This is a genomic window from Colwellia sp. MB02u-6, from assembly GCF_014077095.1.
In the GTDB taxonomy this organism is placed as follows: domain Bacteria; phylum Pseudomonadota; class Gammaproteobacteria; order Enterobacterales; family Alteromonadaceae; genus Cognaticolwellia.
This window is the reverse complement of sequence record NZ_JACGVG010000027.1, coordinates 406,496-423,868: the sequence shown is the minus strand read 5'-3', so window position 1 is coordinate 423,868 and position 17,373 is coordinate 406,496. Positions and strand designations below refer to the sequence as shown.

Sequence of the window (17,373 nt, the reverse complement as noted above, 5' to 3'; positions counted from 1 at the left end):
TTTCATGCAGATAAACGGAGAAATACAAGGCCATAAAATTTAATCGGTAGTGATTCTGCTTATAAATTTTATAACGCCATAGTTGTTTATTTTAACTGTTAAGTATGAACATTAAATTAATCCACTTGGTATTAATCAACTTAGCGCTATATTAAGGACTTTTGAGTGTGCGAAATAGCTCAAGTATATTTTTACTGGGCTTTATCTTCGCAGTTGCTCTACTGTGCACATTCATATAGTTTATCTATTGGCGCCATGATCAGTTTTCTCATCAGCTTTAAGATAATATTTTAAACGGTTACATGCCTGTTATTGATCTAATAAGGTATTGATATAGCGTTAGGATATTAGGAAAAAGTTCAACTGTTATTAAGAATAACCATTACCAACACAAAGTCTTGCCTACAGGTATTTAAGCTTAGTATGAAAAGATAAAACTACATTTACCAAATGCTTGATTCTCGCAAAGTAATTAATGCAATGGCTCTGTCAATAAAAGGATCAAAAAAGGCTGCAAATTGCAGCCTTTTTGCCCAACCTAGAATACTGTATCTTAGTTAGTCTTTTAGCTTGTCTAATAATTGCTGTGCATCAAATTGTTGTTGTGCATCACCCTGTTTAATAACATCGAGTAAAATCACTTCGGCGTTATCATCATCACCAATCTCAAGGTACACCTTAGCTAGATCTAATTTTGCCGTAATACTATTGTCGTCATCAATATCGTCTTCGCTGACGTCACCTGAAAACTCAGGGAATTCACTCAAACCGACATCAATATTCATTTTTTCATAAGGTTCACTTGGCTCACCATCTGATAGGCTGTTAAATAACAAAGAATCTACAGAAATGAAATCTTTATCTGCAGTTTTGTTATCCGATTTATCTTTTGCTAGCGCTATATCTTCTTTAACTGTCTCTAGGTCAAAGTCATCACCGATGTCAAAATCATCATTGACTTCAATATTATCAAGAGCAGGTTGACTACTTTCTTCTTCAATATTTGCCAATAAATCATCAAAATCTAAGTTATCAAGCTCTTTCATACCATTAACTTCTTCAGCGTTGCTCTTTGTAGTTTTTTTAGTCGCGCTCGGTGCGGTATCATCATTACTAGAGAGTAAATCAGCTAAGACATTGCTATCAGTAAAATCTGGTGATAATTCCACCATATCATTACTATCTTTTTCATCCTTGAGCAGTTTTGCTAAAGTTGATTCGTCAAAGTCGCTAGATAATGCGGGTGAATTTTCTTCATCAGTAGCGCTGCTAGCTTGGTCTGCCACTTTATTTTCAGTCTTTTCACTGAGTAAATCACTAGCCAATTCTTTATCAAATTCTTTATCAAATAATGTAGTATCAAGAATATCATCACCAATATCTAATGGTGCGTCACTCACTTCAGGAGTTTGGTTGACTTCATCAATCAGAGTATCGAAATCAAAATCATCTGAAATTTCTTCGTTGTTGGCCGTTAATTTTTCAGTTTGACTCTCTGTGGTTGTGTTTTTTTTCGGCTCAACAACCTCTGCTTCATCAGCACTCTCATTCGATTGTACACTAAAGTTAGTACCTAAAAATGATTGTACATATTCATCAGTAAAATTATTAATCAATGCTATATTTTCATTATCTGATGGAGCTAGAGTATCAATATCTTCATTACTGATATCCTCATTTGCCAATGCCGTAGCTGGATTACTTGCTGTTGCATCAGGGTATGACACTTCACTACTACCATCTTCGCCCGTATCATTTATTGCGTTTAACAAGGAATCTATATCATCAGGGTCTGATATTTCAATGCTACCATCTTCATCCTTGTCATTTATTGCATCTAACAAGGCATCTATATCGTCAGGGTCTGATATTTCAATGCTACCATCTTCATCCTTGTCATTTATTGCATCTAACAAGGCATCTATATCATCAGGGTCTGATATTTCAACGCTACCATCTTCATCCTTGTCATTTATTGCATCTAACAAGGCATCTATATCGTCAGGGTCTGATATTTCAATGCTACCATCTTCATCCTTGTCATTTACTGCATCTAACAAGGCATCTATATCATCAGGGTCTGATATTTCAATGCTACCATCTTCATCCTTGTCATTTACTGCATCTAACAAGGCATCTATATCATCAGGGTCTGATATTTCAATGCTACCATCTTCATCCTTATCATTTATTGTATCTAACAAGGCATCTATATCATCAGGGGCTGATATTTCAATGCTACCATCTTCATCCTTATCATTTATTGCATCTAACAAGGCATCTATATCATCAGGGTCTGATATTTCAATGCTACCATCTTCATCCTTGTCATTTATTGCATCTAACAAGGCATCTATATCATCAGGGTCTGATACTTCACTACTAACGTCTTCATCCTTGTCATTTATTACATCTAACAGGGCATCAGGGTCTGATACTTCACTGCTAGCTTCTTCGCCCGTGTCATTTATTGCATCTAACAAGGCATCAATATCATTGGGGTCTGATACTTCATTAGTCTCTTCTGATGCAGTATCTTCAACTTTTTGGTTATTGGCTGCTAACGTATCACTTTGATTATTTATCGAGTCTAGTAGTGCATCAATATCATCAGGATTTGATACTTCATTATTCTCTTCTGGTGCAGTATCTTCAACTTTTGGGTTATTGACTGCTAATATATCACTTGGATCATTTATCGAGTCTAGCAGTGCATCAATATCATCGGGGGCTGATACTTTATTAGTCTCTGCTGCTGCTGTATCTTCCACTTTTGGATTATTGGCTGCTAATGTATCACTCTGATCATTTATTGAGTCTAGCAGTGCATCAATGTCATCGGGGTCTGATACTTCATTAGTCACTTCTGCTGCTGTATTTTCAGGATCTGATACTTCACTTATATTTTCACTGACGCTATCCAACAAAGCGTCACCATTTTCTGACTCTTTCAGCGTCTCATTGTTGTCACTTGCTGTTGACTCATTTTTCGTACTTTCAGCCAATAGACTATCTAATTCACTTTGATCAATTTGGTCTGAGTCAAGCTTTGTATCATCGTCCGTACTTGGTTCGTCTTCTAATCCTGCAAACAAGGAGTCTAAGTCGCCTTGGTCTAACTGACCACCTTCTAAGGCTTCACTTTCAACAACATCATCTAAAGAAATAGTTTCCAAGTCATTGTCTAAAGAAATATCTTCAAGATCGTCTAAATCATCTAAATCGTCAGAAAACAAATCATCATTACCTTCATCATTCTCTGATAAATCTCTTGATAATTCATCGTCGAGTGAAAGTTCATCAAGTGCTAATTCATCGTCTACACTTTTAGACTCTTGCTCATTTATCGGCTTAGTTGTCGACTCAACGATTTTGTCTTTCTTTATAGGCACAACATTTTCGCCACTGGCTTTGGCTTTACGTCGGTATAAAAAAGCTAAAAATGATAACACTAATATGGCAGGTAAAGTTGCCATTAACACAACAAACCATGTACTTGACATCAAGCTACCTTCTTCAAGATCAGCTTTTTGTTTTTCTAATAATAAAGCTTGTTCTCTAGCTTCAGCTTTTGCTAGTAAGGCTTGTTGCAGTGAGATCATATCGTCCATCTGCACTTTTATTTCTTTGCTTTTAGCTACTTCGTTCTGCATAACAACCAGTTGGTCAGTAAAGCTGGTAAGGCGTTGACCTAATGCTTCATTTTCTTTTAATAAACTTTGTAAGCCATCGATTGAATCTAAAACATCATTCTGAATGATGGCGAATCTTTGCTGTTGAGAACTGTCTATAGCTTGTAACTGCACATTGATTTCTGATTTAGCATCATCTAAGTCTTTTTTATTCACCGAGTTTTCTTCTGGCGGCCGTACTTTGTTAGGGGCTACTTTGAGCACTTTCTTTTGCCAAGCTTTATCATCACTAAGTGATTTTTGTTGTGCGCCTTCAGGATTAATGGCTCTCATTGCTGCAATTGAGGGGATTTTTAAATACTGACCACTGATCATGTGGTTTAAATTTTTATCTTTAAAAGAGTCAGGATTATTTTCATACAGTGCTTGCATCACTTGATAAACAGACAAACGAGAGTCTGGTCGCACTTGCAGCGCAATATTCCATAAAGTATCTTTGCCTACAATCGGTCCATAACGGTCATAAGGAAAAGCATCTGTCGATTGTGGGCCACGAATACGTATACCGTCGTCAGCAGAAATAGGTAGACTAAAACAGCTAATGCTAATAATAAGTACCTGCCATAGGCACAGGCGTAACAATGTTTGCATTAAAATTTCCTATTTATAATAATTATGCGCCAATTCAATGACGGGACCCAGCTATGAGGTTTTAAAGCAAAAATTATTCCAGTTCTTAATCATTGCTGCTACGTAATTGGATAAATGCTCGCTAATTTTCACTATATCATCAAATTAAAGCGACAATACTTATCTTATCGTTAAATTAATAAAAATTAAATAATACTAAGTTTATTAATTACCGGTTAATTTTTAAGGGTTAAAATGAAAAACTATGGCGTTATAAAGTTTATAAGGTGAATAATTACTGACTAAATTTTATGCCTGGTATTTAGCTATTTTTCCTAATGAAAAGGTCATCAGTTATTTAATTAAATGGGGATAGTTACTATAAAAACAAAAAACCCGACGTTTATGATAACGACGGGTTTTCAATTTTCTTTGGTAAAGCTATTACTTAGCGTTTAATACTCGCTAAGGTGCTCTTTAATTAATAACTCAGCAATTTGAACGCTGTTCGTTGCTGCACCTTTGCGGACGTTATCCGCCACAATCCACATATTAATACCACTATTGTGACTAATATCTTCGCGAATGCGACCAACAAAAGTTTCATCTTTACCGCTAGCATCGGTAATTTGTGTTGGAAAGTCTTCATCATTGTGACAAACCACTATACCTGGTGCTTTGCTCAATAACTCTTTCACTTCTTCAGCAGAAATAGGTGAGTTAGTTTCAATATGTAATGATTCACCATGACCAAAAAATACTGGTACGCGCACAGCTGTTGGGTTAACCATTACACTGTCGTCACCCAATATTTTCTGGGTTTCCCAAACCATTTTCATTTCTTCTTTGGTATAACCATTTTCAAGAAATACGTCAATTTGTGGGATAACATTAAAAGCAATTTGACGAGAGAAATTTTTCGGCTCGACCGGTTTGCCACACAATAAGTCTGCGGTTTGCTTCGCTAACTCGTCCATAGCCGCTTTACCACCACCAGAAACTGATTGGTAAGTACAAACATTAACCCGTGAAATACCTACGGCATCGTAGATAGGCTTTAGTGCCACCATCATTTGAATGGTTGAACAATTCGGGTTAGCAATAATATTGCGGTTACGGTATTCAGCTAATGCTTGTGGATTAACTTCCGGTACAACTAATGGAATATCAGCGTCATAGCGAAACTCAGAGGTATTATCGATAACAATACAGCCTTCGTCAGCAGCAATTGGCGCATACTTTGCCGATATTTCGCCACCTGCCGAAAAGAAACCGATTTGTGCTTGGCTCCAATCAAAATTGTCAGCATCTAAAACTTCAATACTTTCACCCTTAAAATCAATAAATTCACCCGCCGAACGAGCGCTTGCTAATGGGTAGAGCTTATTAATGGGAAAGTCGCGCTGTTCTAGTATTTCAATAATTGTTTTACCAACTAAACCTGTTGCCCCTAGTACGCAAACATCAAATTTCTGTGCCATGATCCTCTCTCTTTTTATCCAGTTTTTTATTAAAGCCAAGCTGATGTGGAACATCTAGGCTCAACGCGTCATTCAAGTTAACGGTTATTGACGAAAACTCCCGGCGAGTCGGGTAAGTTTTACGAATATGGTCAAATCCTTGAATATTAATTTGTTGACGAAAGATTGCATCGTCACGTCTAACATCGTATACCATTTTTACTAGCTGGTTTAACAGTATGTCATCAAATTCTTGTTTAATTTCAATAGTGCCAATTGCCGATATCGGTAAAAAGTCAACCAGCTGCTTATTTGGCAAAATATCTAGCTGTCGGCATAATGCCCGATAGAGCATTTCTGTGCCACGAGCTTTTCCTTCTAAGCTATAACCAGCAATATGCGCGGTGGTAATGTCACAATACGCAATTAAAGCGGATAATATATTGGGTTCATTTTCCCACACATCTAATACAAGCTTTAACGGATGTCCTTGCTGCTTGATTTTCAATAATGCGACATTGTCGATAACTTCACCCCGACAAGCATTAATCAGTATTTGATTATCTTTGAATTGGGCGAGTCGAGCGGTATCCAATAAATGGTATGTGGCATGCGGGCCGGTTTGAGTTAACGGCACGTGCAGCGAAACCACGTCGCAATTTAACGCTTGCTCAAAGGTAACAAAATTTCGTTTATCCGCTGAATTTTCAGCGAGTAAAGGGTCACATAAAACATGCTTAATATTTAAAGCCGTTAACTTCTCACTTAACCTTGAGCCGGTATTACCTGCGCCAACAATCCCAACAGTTAACCCTGATAAGGTTATTAAATATCGCTCCGCTAATACGACTAAGGCACTGAGAACATATTCAGCGACAGACACGGCATTACAACCCGGAGCTGAATAAAAGTTAACCGCTCGATCGGCTAAATAGTCTTGATCTATATGATCAACGCCAATCGTTGCTGTACCGACAAAACTTAAGGTTTTATTATTTTGCAACAAGGCTTCATTGACTTTAGTGATTGAACGCACTAATAACACGTCAGCATCACTGATATCCGTTGCCGACAAATCGCGGCCAGAAAATGGTGTTAGTATGCCTAAATCAGCAAAAAATTCCGCCGCAAACGGCATATTTTCATCATAAAAAATATTCATTTAGGGTTTCCAATTCATCAGAAAGTCATAAAAGCATGACAACAGGGTATTACGCCATTAATGTGGCTTTCTTAATATAACTTTCTTTTTCAATTTTGGTTACTTCAACCGTAATTACTGCCTCTTCAATACCCAAACGTTCAAGTTGATTGCTAACACTTTCAGTCAGTTTTTTACGCTGCGATAAATCACGACCTGATAATATTTTTAAATTAACATGGACAAAGACTTGCTCAGCACCCGGCAGATAAAAGTCATTATAAGCACATGCTCGAACTTTAATATTAGCTGCTGTAAATAATTCACTTTGGTTTACACCTTTATAAACAGCATGCATTAACTGTTCTACGGGTAAAATTTCGATAATTTTTGCAGAATACTCAACAATACAATGAGGCATAATAGGCAGACACAATTAATAACAGACAAGATAGCTATTGTAACGAAAATCTAGGCTAAAAAGAATATCGATAGCGGGGTTATTTAGCGGATTTTATAATACTTTAGGCTTAAGTATATTTTAGCACGCTATATATACTGACATAAGTCTAGCTCTTTAGCCTAATGTCGGAGTAATGACCAAGAACTATTAATGCTGTGGAGCCATAGATGTCATTACTTAGCTTTTTTAGCAATCATAAAAGCTGACAATGCTTCGACATACAAAGATGTACTACTACCTAAAAAGACAGGATATCTAAGAGCGATCAGGTGATCGCGGCATATCATGGTACTGAATATAAAAAAGCCGCTAAATTAGCGGCTTGATAAACAGTTTGGGCTAAAAGCCAATTAACGCGGTTTTATTTATACTTTTGCATAACCAGTGTAGCGTTAGTGCCACCAAAACCAAAGCTGTTTGACATCACTAAGTTCAACTCCATGTCACGCTTTTCGGTAACAATATCTAAGCCCTCAGCTTTTTCATCTAACGTATTGATATTAATAGATGGCGCAACAAAGCTATGTTCCATCATCAATAATGAAAAGATCGCTTCATGAACACCAGCAGCACCCAGTGCATGACCTGTCATGGCTTTAGTTGCACTAATGGCTGGAGAATTATCACCAAATACCGTTTGAATCGCACCAAGCTCTTTAACATCACCTACTGGTGTAGAAGTGCCATGGGTATTTAAATAATCAACTTTCGCGTCAACACCCTGCATGGCTTGTTGCATACAACGAATAGCGCCTTCACCACTTGGCGCAACCATATCAAAGCCGTCTGATGTTGCACCGTAACCAACAATCTCAGCGTAAATATGCGCGCCACGCGCTAAAGCGTGCTCAAGCTCTTCAACAACAACCATACCGCCGCCACCTGAAATAACGAAACCGTCACGGTCTGCATCATAGGTGCGTGAAGCTAGCTCTGGTGTGTCATTGTATTTAGAAGATAACGCGCCCATGCCATCAAACATCATCGCTAATGACCAATGAACTTCTTCACCGCCACCGGCAAATACTACATCTTGCTTACCTAATTGAATAAGCTCAGCTGCGTGACCAATACAATGCGCACTGGTAGCACAAGCCGAACTGATTGAATAGTTAACGCCTAAAATTTTAAACGGTGTGGCCAAACATGCAGAAATGGTGCTCGACATGGTTTTTGGTACTGCGTAAGGCCCAACGCGTTTAACGCCTTTTTCACGCAGTGTGTCTGCTGACTTGACGACATTTTCTGAAGAAGCACCACCAGAGCCCGCCACAATGCCTGTGCGGAAATTTGAAACTTGATCTGGTGTTAATTTTGAATCTTTAATCGCTTGATCCATGGCTATGTAAGCAAAAGCTGAAGCTTCACCCATGAAGCGTAAGGCTTTACGGTCAATGTGGTCTTTTACTTCAATGTCAGGTTTGCCCCAAACTTGACTACGCAAACCCATTTCAGCAAAACTTTCAGAACGGGTAATACCTGAACGCCCTGCTTTTAAAGACGCTAATACTTCTTCTGTATCATTACCAATACTTGATACAATACCTAATCCGGTGATAACTACACGTTTCATATTAATAACCATATTCAATTAAAAAATCTGGGCGTATCATACATACTTTTGCCCCCTATACTGGTCTGTCCAGCGTACACTTGTACACTGAATGTTTTCATTTTATACCAATATTTTGTAATAATAGATAAAATAACCTTTTTTCACCTCCAACGGAAGACGTTAATATTGTGATTGCTCAAACAAAAATTACCTTTGAGGGTGACGGTTCACCTTATTCAAGCCAGTTTGAAGATATCTATTTTGATATAAACCATGCCGCTAGCCAAAGTGAATGTATTTTTATTGATGGCAATAATCTTAAAGTAAGACTAGCCCAGTACCCAGAAAAATTTGTGATTGTTGAAACAGGTTTTGGTACGGGATTAAATTTTTTATTGACTCTATCGGTATTTGACAAAATAAAATCAACAGCTCACCGGCAAAATTCAGCGCCAGCTAAAGTGAGTGCTTTGCACTTTATTAGTGTCGAAAAATATCCCTTATCAAAACAGCAACTGGCACAAGCGTTAGCTTTTTTCCCGCAACTTAAAGAATATAGTCAACAACTTATTGCACAATATCCTGAAAATTTTGATAAAGATATTACACTAAGTTTTCTTGAGGGTTCAGTCACACTCCAGTTAATATTTAACGATGCCACGCAAGGTTTAACTCAGTTGGGAAACGAGAAAAGAGTTCATCCTTGCACACAGGTTGACGCTTGGTTCCTTGATGGTTTTTCACCCGCCAAAAACCCTGAAATGTGGCACGAAGCACTTTTTAAGCAAATCACACGCTTATCAAACGAGCAAGCAACGTTAGCCACCTTTACCGTATCAGGAAAAGTTAAACGCCAACTTGTTTCTGCCGGTTTTCGGGTTGAAAAACGCCCAGCTATAGGTAAAAAAAATGAAATGCTTAGCGCGGTGTTTCAGCAAAACCCTCTATCAGGCAAAGGTTATCAACAACGCCCTATAGTGAATAAACCGCAACATGTCAGTATCATCGGCGGTGGTATAGCCTCAGCATGTGCTGCTTATGCCTTAACAAAAGCCGGGGTTAAGGTAACGGTATATTGCCAAGACTTCAGTGTTGCTCAAGGCGCATCGAGTAATAACATTGCCGCACTATACCCACTTATTCATCAAAAAGCCGATGATATTAGCCTATTTTATCAACAAGCTTTTGAGCAAGCGGTCACTTATTATAAAAGTATCAGCGAGCAAGGATTTCGTTTTGATCACGACTGGTGCGGCCTGTTAGAAATATCCTATAAACCCGCGTTAGAATTGCGTCAGCAACATATAGCAGACTCTAGTGTTTGGCCAAAAAGCTTAATTCATAGTGTTGATAAAAATCAAGCTAGCGCATTAGCAGACATAGCCCTTAATCATGGCGGGCTATTCTTCCCTAAAGCGGGCTGGATAGCCCCTGCTCAACTGGTAAGGCAAATATTTAAGGCGGCTGAATTAAGTCATCGCCTGCGCATTGAAACCGGCTGTAAGATTAATAAAATTAGCCAACAAGCTCAAGGGAAATGGTTACTACACAGCGATACTGATAATTATCCAGCCAATGTTATTGTCTATTGTGGCGGCGCCCAAGGCATACCCTTGAATCTGATTGAACAATTACCCTTAACGTCTGTACGTGGTCAAGTCAGTAATATGACCAGTAATGAAAAAATTGCCAAACTAGCCACCGTTATTTGCCATAAAGGTTATTTAACCCCAGCAAATAAAAACCTGCACTGCATCGGGGCAACGTTTCAAAAGCACAGTTTTGATATCGACAACAAAGCCGAAGAAGACCAATTTAATCTTTCTATGCTAGATAAATGCTTACCGGGTTTAACACAATGGCAAAGTACAGATATTTTCAGTAGCAAAGCGCGTTTACGTTGTATGACACCGGATCACTTGCCGATGGTAGGTGCTATGCCTGACATTGCTGGCCATAAGCAGCAATTCCCGCACTTGAGTAAAGATAAACGTTGGCGCTATAATCAACAAGCACCCGTGATTGACAATCTATATATGTTGACTGGATTAGGTGCGCGAGGACTTTGTACTGCGCCCTTATTGGCTGATATTTTAACCGCTGATATTTGTGGTACACCCTATCCACTAGATAATGAAAAGTTATTTAACCTTGCGCCAAATCGCTTTGTTATTCGAGACATTATTCGCCGTAAGTTCGATTGACTTTACCGGATAAAATCTAAAAAAAGCAGCTAATTCAACATGAAAGCTGCTTTTTTTCAAACTGACAGCAATAAAACTTACGCTGTAAAAGCCGTTTTTAATCCTAGCCAATAATCTTGTACAATTTGATGATCTTGCGGCGTAAGCTCAGTACGCGCAACCTGTAACTTCTCGCTAATGTTTATCGCTAACGTTTGCGTTAACACTTGTGACTCATCGCCATATTCACTGCTCGCTAAACTAATAAACCCTCTTAAATAACTTCCGGCAAATAGTTCATCGCCGCTAACATCTTGTGTAACTTGTTCATCTAAAAAATGATATAGCGCGGTAAGGTTTTCAAATTGCATACTTAATTCCAAATTCATGTAGACTCGTTTTTTAACTGCGCCTATTTTAATATATTTAACGTTTTTCAGGAGATCTATTTATTATTGCGGGCTAGCAACCGGGTATAATACTTGATCATTATAACCTGTTATAACCGCCAAATAGCCTGACAAAACCATATCGAGTTCGCTGTCGCCAGTATCAGCAATTAAAGGCCTAGCTTGCAGCGCATTCAATTTTGCTTTTGTTGCGATAATCATAATATTTTCTTTACCTATCGCACGAATAACACGTGGGCTCAACTGTTGATTACCGCGGCCAAATATATGACCTTGACCACCAATTAAGGTAATAAGCAGTTTAACTTTGCCTTGTTCATAAGGCTGAATTAACTGCCAAAGTTGAGGCTCAGTCAAATCACTGGCAGTTAAGGCCTGCTCGCTTATCGCATCGACACCCAGTAAAGTATTTTCAAGCGCTAGCTCTTCCATAACAAAAGCCGTGGTAGAGCCTGAGCCAATAATAAATAGCTCATCATCCATTTTAGCAATAACATCCGCGGCAATATCTTGTAGCACCAACTCATCTGACTCTACACCACCCGATTTAACCGCTTGAATATAACGTAACTCTGATGGTACTTGCATTTCACCAAAGCGCTTTGCTTTGACTATACCTTGGCGAAATAAACTTTCATCAATATCCATAACGTCAGCGTCGGTTAAGCTCACTAATTGATTGGTTATCATCAATTCGACCACTCGCCCAGCGGCTTTAGGCGTAATAGCATAAACACCTGAATGAATTTTGCAACCCGCTGGAATGCCCAATACCGGAAACTTGTCTTCAACAATATGGCAAACATTACGTGCAGTGCCATCACCGCCAGCAAATAACAGTAAATCAATATCTTTAGTGATACATGCGCTAACTGCCTGCTCAGTATCAAGCTCTGTGGTAGGCCTGTGTTCAAGCCTATGCTCAAGCTTATATACCACTTGGGTGTTAAAACCTAACGCTTTAGCGGTATGCTCGCCCATATCGCCTGAAGCGGTATAAATAATGATATTTTCTTTGTAAGGTAGCAATATTTCTAACGCCAGTAATGCTCTAGTGTTTGACTTTGCCGTAGCACCAAGCGCAATCGCTTGCTCCGCAATACCAATACCGTCGCTACCTTTTAATGCCACACTACCACCAATACCCGCAATAGGATTAATGACTAAGCCTAATTTAAATTGTTTCATTAATTAATCTCATAAATTTTCCATAGATTTATGTCAAAGACACCTGTTCTGCTGAGGATTTTAATTGTAATGACATTAGCTTCAAAAACATTCATTATCCAAAGATTTAAAATACTCAGAAAGTAAAGGCCAAGGCGTTTGATAATACGTTGTTAAAGCAATAATAAATGTTGCTGCATCGTTAGGGAAACCGTATTCAAGATAGCCAAGCACTTGTTGGTATACCCTAGCTTTAAACACCACTCGGTCAGTTTCGCCCTTACCCAGCAGATTATCACTAGAAACATCAAAGGCTTTTCCTGCAGCAACACATAACGCCCATTCAATGGCCTGTGGTTTAATCTCTACTTGCTCAAAGGCTTGTTGTTGGCTTTGATCACGACCATCAGGAATATACCAATAGCCAAAGTCTTCTAATAATCGCCGCGAAGCCCCTGCTAAGCACCAATGAGAAACTTCATGTAACGCACTAGCATAATAGCCATGAGCAAAAATAATCTGATGGTATGAACATTTATCATGAATGGGTAAATAGAGCGGTTCACCATCGCCTTTTATTAATCGAGTATTATATTTTTCTTTAAAAGTGTCTTCAAAAATGCAGATCAAATCATTAAAACAATGTTTCATGAAAGCCAAATATATTAAGTTAGTTATTAATTACTATTACGCCAAGTATCGCATAACTTAACCTAATAAATCAGGTAAGTGATGCCTGCATATCACCCAAAAAAACTAAAAAAAAGCTATAAGCTAACGGCATACATTATTAATTGTAAAATTAATGTAATTATATAATTAAAATGAAAGCTGGCCTTTAAGCAGCCAGTATATATCATCACTATGTTAGTATACATTTTAGCGAGTAAATTTTACAATGGTAGGTAGTAATTCAAAGGGTTAATTATATTAACGAATATGACAAAACTACCTACGGTTATACTAACTTCACAGTTGATATAACAGGAGAATAACACTTAACGCTGCTCAACCGCTTTACTGGCTTAATTAAAGCCTGTGATATCAATATTGATATCGGGAATAAAATTCCTGATAAATCACAATTACTTTCATATCAATTTTTGCTGATCGACTTATTTTATTATTAAGCAGAAAAGTGTTTGCTACTAACATTACAGCGCTTGCCGTCAATAATACCACCATACTATTCAATGCTACCAACGGAATAACTTGTGAGAAAACTGCCTTACTGTCAAACGTAAAAAGCGTATTTCATACCAAGAATCGACCTGACATCATATTAAAATATTTTGATTCTATTATGAAATCAGGGCCTTAGTTTAAACGCATAACCATGAGCAAAGCCATTAACAACTTATTAAGAAACAACTTATTAAGAAACAACAAGATTCAGCAGACTAAACTTCTTGATAATAACACGGATATGATTTTCCCTAAGTTAACCAAGCGAGAAAGAGCAATCACCAGCTTAGTTTTTAGAGGCGCTAAAAATAAAGCAATAGCAGTTCAGCTCCACATTAGTCCAAATAAGGAAAAAAACCTCTACAGTATTTTTCGCAAAACTAGCTCACAAAATCGTATTGAGCTTATTAGTCGAACACAAAGTTATATAGCTACACTTAATTAATAACCTAAGTTTTTAAAATACAGACTGTCCGTGATCCAATATGTTTACAGTATGTATGAAGCTTGATCTGTTTGCGATATCGGATATAACCTCCAACATCTTCCTTCATACTACCGCGTGGTAAATGATAGATATTTAACAGCCATTCTTTTTTCATACTACCAAAGAAGCGCTCAACAACGGTATTATCCAAACAATCATCACGACCACTCATTGAAGTGATGATATTAGTACTTTTCAATTGTTGTTGAAAACCATGGCTAGTATATTGAGGGCCTAAGTCGCTATGGAATATTTATTCTTTAGTAGGCTGCCTAAGGTTCAATGCCATTTACATTTTTCGTTCAACTACATCAACCGTCATACCTTTATGGATGGCCCAAGCCATGATATGACGTGAATATAAGTTCATCACAATAGATAAATATACCCGCTTTGACCTGTCCTCAATAAGTCACATCACCAGCCCAAATTTGATTCGCTTGCTTTCGGTTAAATTGCTGGTCAACAATATTATCAGCAACGCTATGACTATACTTGCTCATTGTTGTCACTTTATAGGCAATACGCAGTCTTTTCATTAGCTGCTTTGAGCCTGAACTTTACCTGTTTTCTTTAAATAAAGGCTTAGTGCGTCGGGAGAGCATCAACTCCGACTCGCTAATAATTTTAGCGGGTCAGTTGAGCCAAGCATAATAGCGACTGAGACTGCGTTCATCACCACCTAAACACATACCTTTCCAGCCATAAAGTAAATTTCCTCAGATCCCTGAAGATTCTGTGGCATTAGGAACGGTGTAACCTTAATCGATAACTAAAGCCACAGCTTCGTCATTAAATGCCATTAAACCAGATCAGAATCGCTTGGTAATTAAGGTTCGTCAAAGTCGCTTGGTGTTAACATCTTAAATTATATTCGTTCTCACTTAATCTGATACTTCGACTTGAAAAGTTGAGAGTTACCCGTTCTGGTAAAAGTGTCAAATCTTTTAATCAGAAAAATAGTGAACAGACCACATTTATTTTACAGTCGTTATAACGACTAACTTTTATATTTGGCCATAGACAGGTCAATGTTCATGATAAAAACACTTAATTGCAATTTTTTATGTCTAAAATATACAAAAAAATATGCACTCAAAATATCAATGACTCTGACCCCCTTTGATTAGACCCCATTCATTACATAAATTAAAGAACAAGCTAAAAGAGAGTAATAAACTTAGTTATGTCGCTTATACTATGAAATATAAGGTAAAATAGTGGTAAAACATTCTACTTAAAAGAAATAATGGCAAATTTTAAGACTCACTTCAATATAGCGGCTGGTTGTACGGGGATTAGCTCTGCAGTGCTACTATCAGCAGGTCATACTGACATCAATACAGCATTATGGTTGTGGTTTTTAGGCACTATCGGGGGATTGCTACCTGATATTGATTCCGACAACTCGACATCACTTGATATTATTTTCAATATATTTACCGCCGTCATTCTGCTGATGGTTTTGCACTATATTACCGGAGAGCACTTTAGAGAAATCGGTTTTATTGAGCTGCTGGTGATACCTTTCACCGTTTATAGCATAATAAAATGGCTAATAAGACCATTATTTGAAAAAGTGACGGTTCACCGAGGCAGCTGTCATTCTCTGTTATTCCTCATTTTGTGTGGTCTACTAACAACGCAGCTAACTTGGATATTCAATAACGAATATGCAACTAAATCGGCTGTTGTTGCCTTACTTTCAGGTGGATTTATTTTCTTTGGCGGGCTTATTCATTTAATTTTAGATGAAATATACAGTGTTGATTTAAGTAATATCCGCATTAAACGCTCTTTCGGCACAGCCCTGAAAATAGCCTATTTTAAAAGTAAAAGGGCAACATTTATGATGTTAGTTACCAGTATCGCATTAGGCTATATGCTCCCAGAAACTGATACAACAATTCATTTATTAGCCGATTGGTCAACTTTTAATTTCTACTAAAAAGAGCACCAGTATATTAATACTGATATTCACTGTTAATTTTTTACACTACAAAAACGCTTATGTATCAATGGGGCCAGAGTTGTTGATAGATGATTAATGACACTAGTCCATCAATCTTGAAGGGGTATGTACTATCTGTTAAAGATCATGTTTACACAAAAAATCAATAACTAGCCACTATAGTGGTCCATAAACTATTAGCGGTTAATGTTAATTAAACGCTAATTTTATTTGTACCCATAGCCGATTGAGTCACACTTTAGGCTCCCGATAAATAAGTACCGCTAACTAGCTAATTTAAAACTGTTATCAATAATATGTCAGCAAAGCATAATGAGAAGCAAACATCTTAAAGCTTTACTCAATATTTGCTTCTCATCAGTACACGAATATCACCACACCTGAGACAAAAAAAAGACTCTACAAAGCGTCTTTCTTTATCTGTTATTGCTCTCTAAAGTTTTCAACTAGCCTATTTTACCAGGCTAATTTTTTAAGCCATACGATGCAGGGCGCAAATTTTATTACCTGATGGATCACGTAAATAAGCAAGGTAAATATTACCAACCGGCGCACTTCTAACACCTGGTGCGTCTTCACAAGCAACACCACCATTAGCAACACCCGCTGCTTGCCATGCATCGGCTTGCTCAGGAGACGTAGCAGCAAAACCAATAGTAGTGCCATTACCATGACTGGCTTCTTCGCCATTTATTGGCTTAGTTAGGGCTAAAATTCCTTTATCAGTAAAATAAAAGCACCGACCTTTTTCATCCATTACACCCGGTTTATGGCCTAGTTCACCTAAAATGGCATCGTAAAATACTTTTGATGCTTTTACATCGTTCGCACCTATCATGATATGACTAAACATTTAATTTTCCTTTTTAATTGAACAAAAACACTGAGAACGTTAGCTAAAATTTTGAATGATTAAGCTAGCGCTTTGGTACCTAAAACTGCCGTTAGCATGCACGATAAGCAGTTAATAAGACAATAAAAATTTTTGCATAACTTATAAAGTTTATAAGTTATTTTTTAGCCAACAACCTTAACTTCTGAGTTTTAAATGACCTAATGAGCCACAATTTGCCAATACTTAGCTTGGC

Annotated in this window: 12 protein-coding genes; 3 read left to right on the top strand and 9 right to left on the bottom strand. The window is 37.7% G+C overall.

Annotation, left to right across the window (positions count from 1 at the left end):
* Positions 1 to 557: 557 nt before the first annotated feature.
* The 5 genes from H4J46_RS04260 to fabB all read right to left on the bottom strand — a co-directional run bounded on the left by H4J46_RS04260 (position 558) and on the right by fabB (position 8,899).
* Complete coding sequence (locus tag H4J46_RS04260) at positions 558 to 4,283, bottom strand: FimV/HubP family polar landmark protein (RefSeq protein WP_182232294.1); 3,726 nt, start codon at positions 4,281 to 4,283, stop codon at positions 558 to 560.
* A gap of 434 nt (positions 4,284 to 4,717) precedes the next feature.
* Complete coding sequence (locus tag H4J46_RS04255; protein WP_182232293.1) at positions 4,718 to 5,743, bottom strand: aspartate-semialdehyde dehydrogenase; 1,026 nt, start codon at positions 5,741 to 5,743, stop codon at positions 4,718 to 4,720.
* Positions 5,727 to 6,884, bottom strand: coding sequence for a 4-phosphoerythronate dehydrogenase (locus tag H4J46_RS04250; protein ID WP_182232292.1), 1,158 nt, complete (start codon positions 6,882 to 6,884; stop codon positions 5,727 to 5,729). The genes H4J46_RS04255 and H4J46_RS04250 overlap by 17 nt, the downstream gene beginning before the upstream one ends.
* Before the next feature lie 49 nt (positions 6,885 to 6,933).
* On the bottom strand, positions 6,934 to 7,284 hold the full coding sequence (locus H4J46_RS04245; RefSeq protein WP_182232291.1) for a 5-carboxymethyl-2-hydroxymuconate Delta-isomerase: 351 nt from the start codon (positions 7,282 to 7,284) through the stop codon (positions 6,934 to 6,936).
* A gap of 403 nt (positions 7,285 to 7,687) precedes the next feature.
* Complete coding sequence (gene fabB / locus H4J46_RS04240; RefSeq protein ID WP_182232290.1) at positions 7,688 to 8,899, bottom strand: beta-ketoacyl-ACP synthase I; 1,212 nt, start codon at positions 8,897 to 8,899, stop codon at positions 7,688 to 7,690.
* 170 nt (positions 8,900 to 9,069) lie between these two features.
* Between fabB and mnmC the strand changes: the two genes are divergently transcribed.
* Entirely contained in the window at positions 9,070 to 11,085 is a 2,016-nt protein-coding gene (mnmC, locus tag H4J46_RS04235) for a bifunctional tRNA (5-methylaminomethyl-2-thiouridine)(34)-methyltransferase MnmD/FAD-dependent 5-carboxymethylaminomethyl-2-thiouridine(34) oxidoreductase MnmC (protein ID WP_310650204.1), read from the top strand.
* A 77-nt stretch (positions 11,086 to 11,162) separates the two neighbouring features.
* Here the strand turns inward: mnmC and H4J46_RS04230 are convergent, their stop codons facing one another.
* The 3 genes from H4J46_RS04230 to H4J46_RS04220 all read right to left on the bottom strand — a co-directional run bounded on the left by H4J46_RS04230 (position 11,163) and on the right by H4J46_RS04220 (position 13,292).
* Positions 11,163 to 11,435, bottom strand: a complete 273-nt coding sequence (locus H4J46_RS04230; protein ID WP_182232289.1) for a YfcL family protein — start codon at positions 11,433 to 11,435, stop codon at positions 11,163 to 11,165.
* An 81-nt stretch (positions 11,436 to 11,516) separates the two neighbouring features.
* Positions 11,517 to 12,662, bottom strand: a complete 1,146-nt coding sequence (locus H4J46_RS04225; RefSeq protein WP_182232288.1) for an ATP-NAD kinase family protein — start codon at positions 12,660 to 12,662, stop codon at positions 11,517 to 11,519.
* An 81-nt stretch (positions 12,663 to 12,743) separates the two neighbouring features.
* Complete coding sequence (locus H4J46_RS04220) at positions 12,744 to 13,292, bottom strand: elongation factor P hydroxylase (RefSeq protein WP_182232287.1); 549 nt, start codon at positions 13,290 to 13,292, stop codon at positions 12,744 to 12,746.
* Positions 13,293 to 13,977: 685 nt separating this feature from the next.
* Here H4J46_RS04220 and H4J46_RS04215 point away from each other — a divergent pair.
* Entirely contained in the window at positions 13,978 to 14,271 is a 294-nt protein-coding gene (locus H4J46_RS04215) for a helix-turn-helix transcriptional regulator (RefSeq protein WP_182232286.1), read from the top strand.
* A 1,291-nt stretch (positions 14,272 to 15,562) separates the two neighbouring features.
* Entirely contained in the window at positions 15,563 to 16,261 is a 699-nt protein-coding gene (locus H4J46_RS04205; protein ID WP_182232285.1) for a metal-dependent hydrolase, read from the top strand.
* 496 nt (positions 16,262 to 16,757) lie between these two features.
* On the opposite strand, the gene H4J46_RS04200 is transcribed toward H4J46_RS04205, so the two are convergent.
* Positions 16,758 to 17,138, bottom strand: coding sequence for a VOC family protein (locus H4J46_RS04200; RefSeq protein ID WP_182232284.1), 381 nt, complete (start codon positions 17,136 to 17,138; stop codon positions 16,758 to 16,760).
* Positions 17,139 to 17,373: the final 235 nt, after the last annotated feature.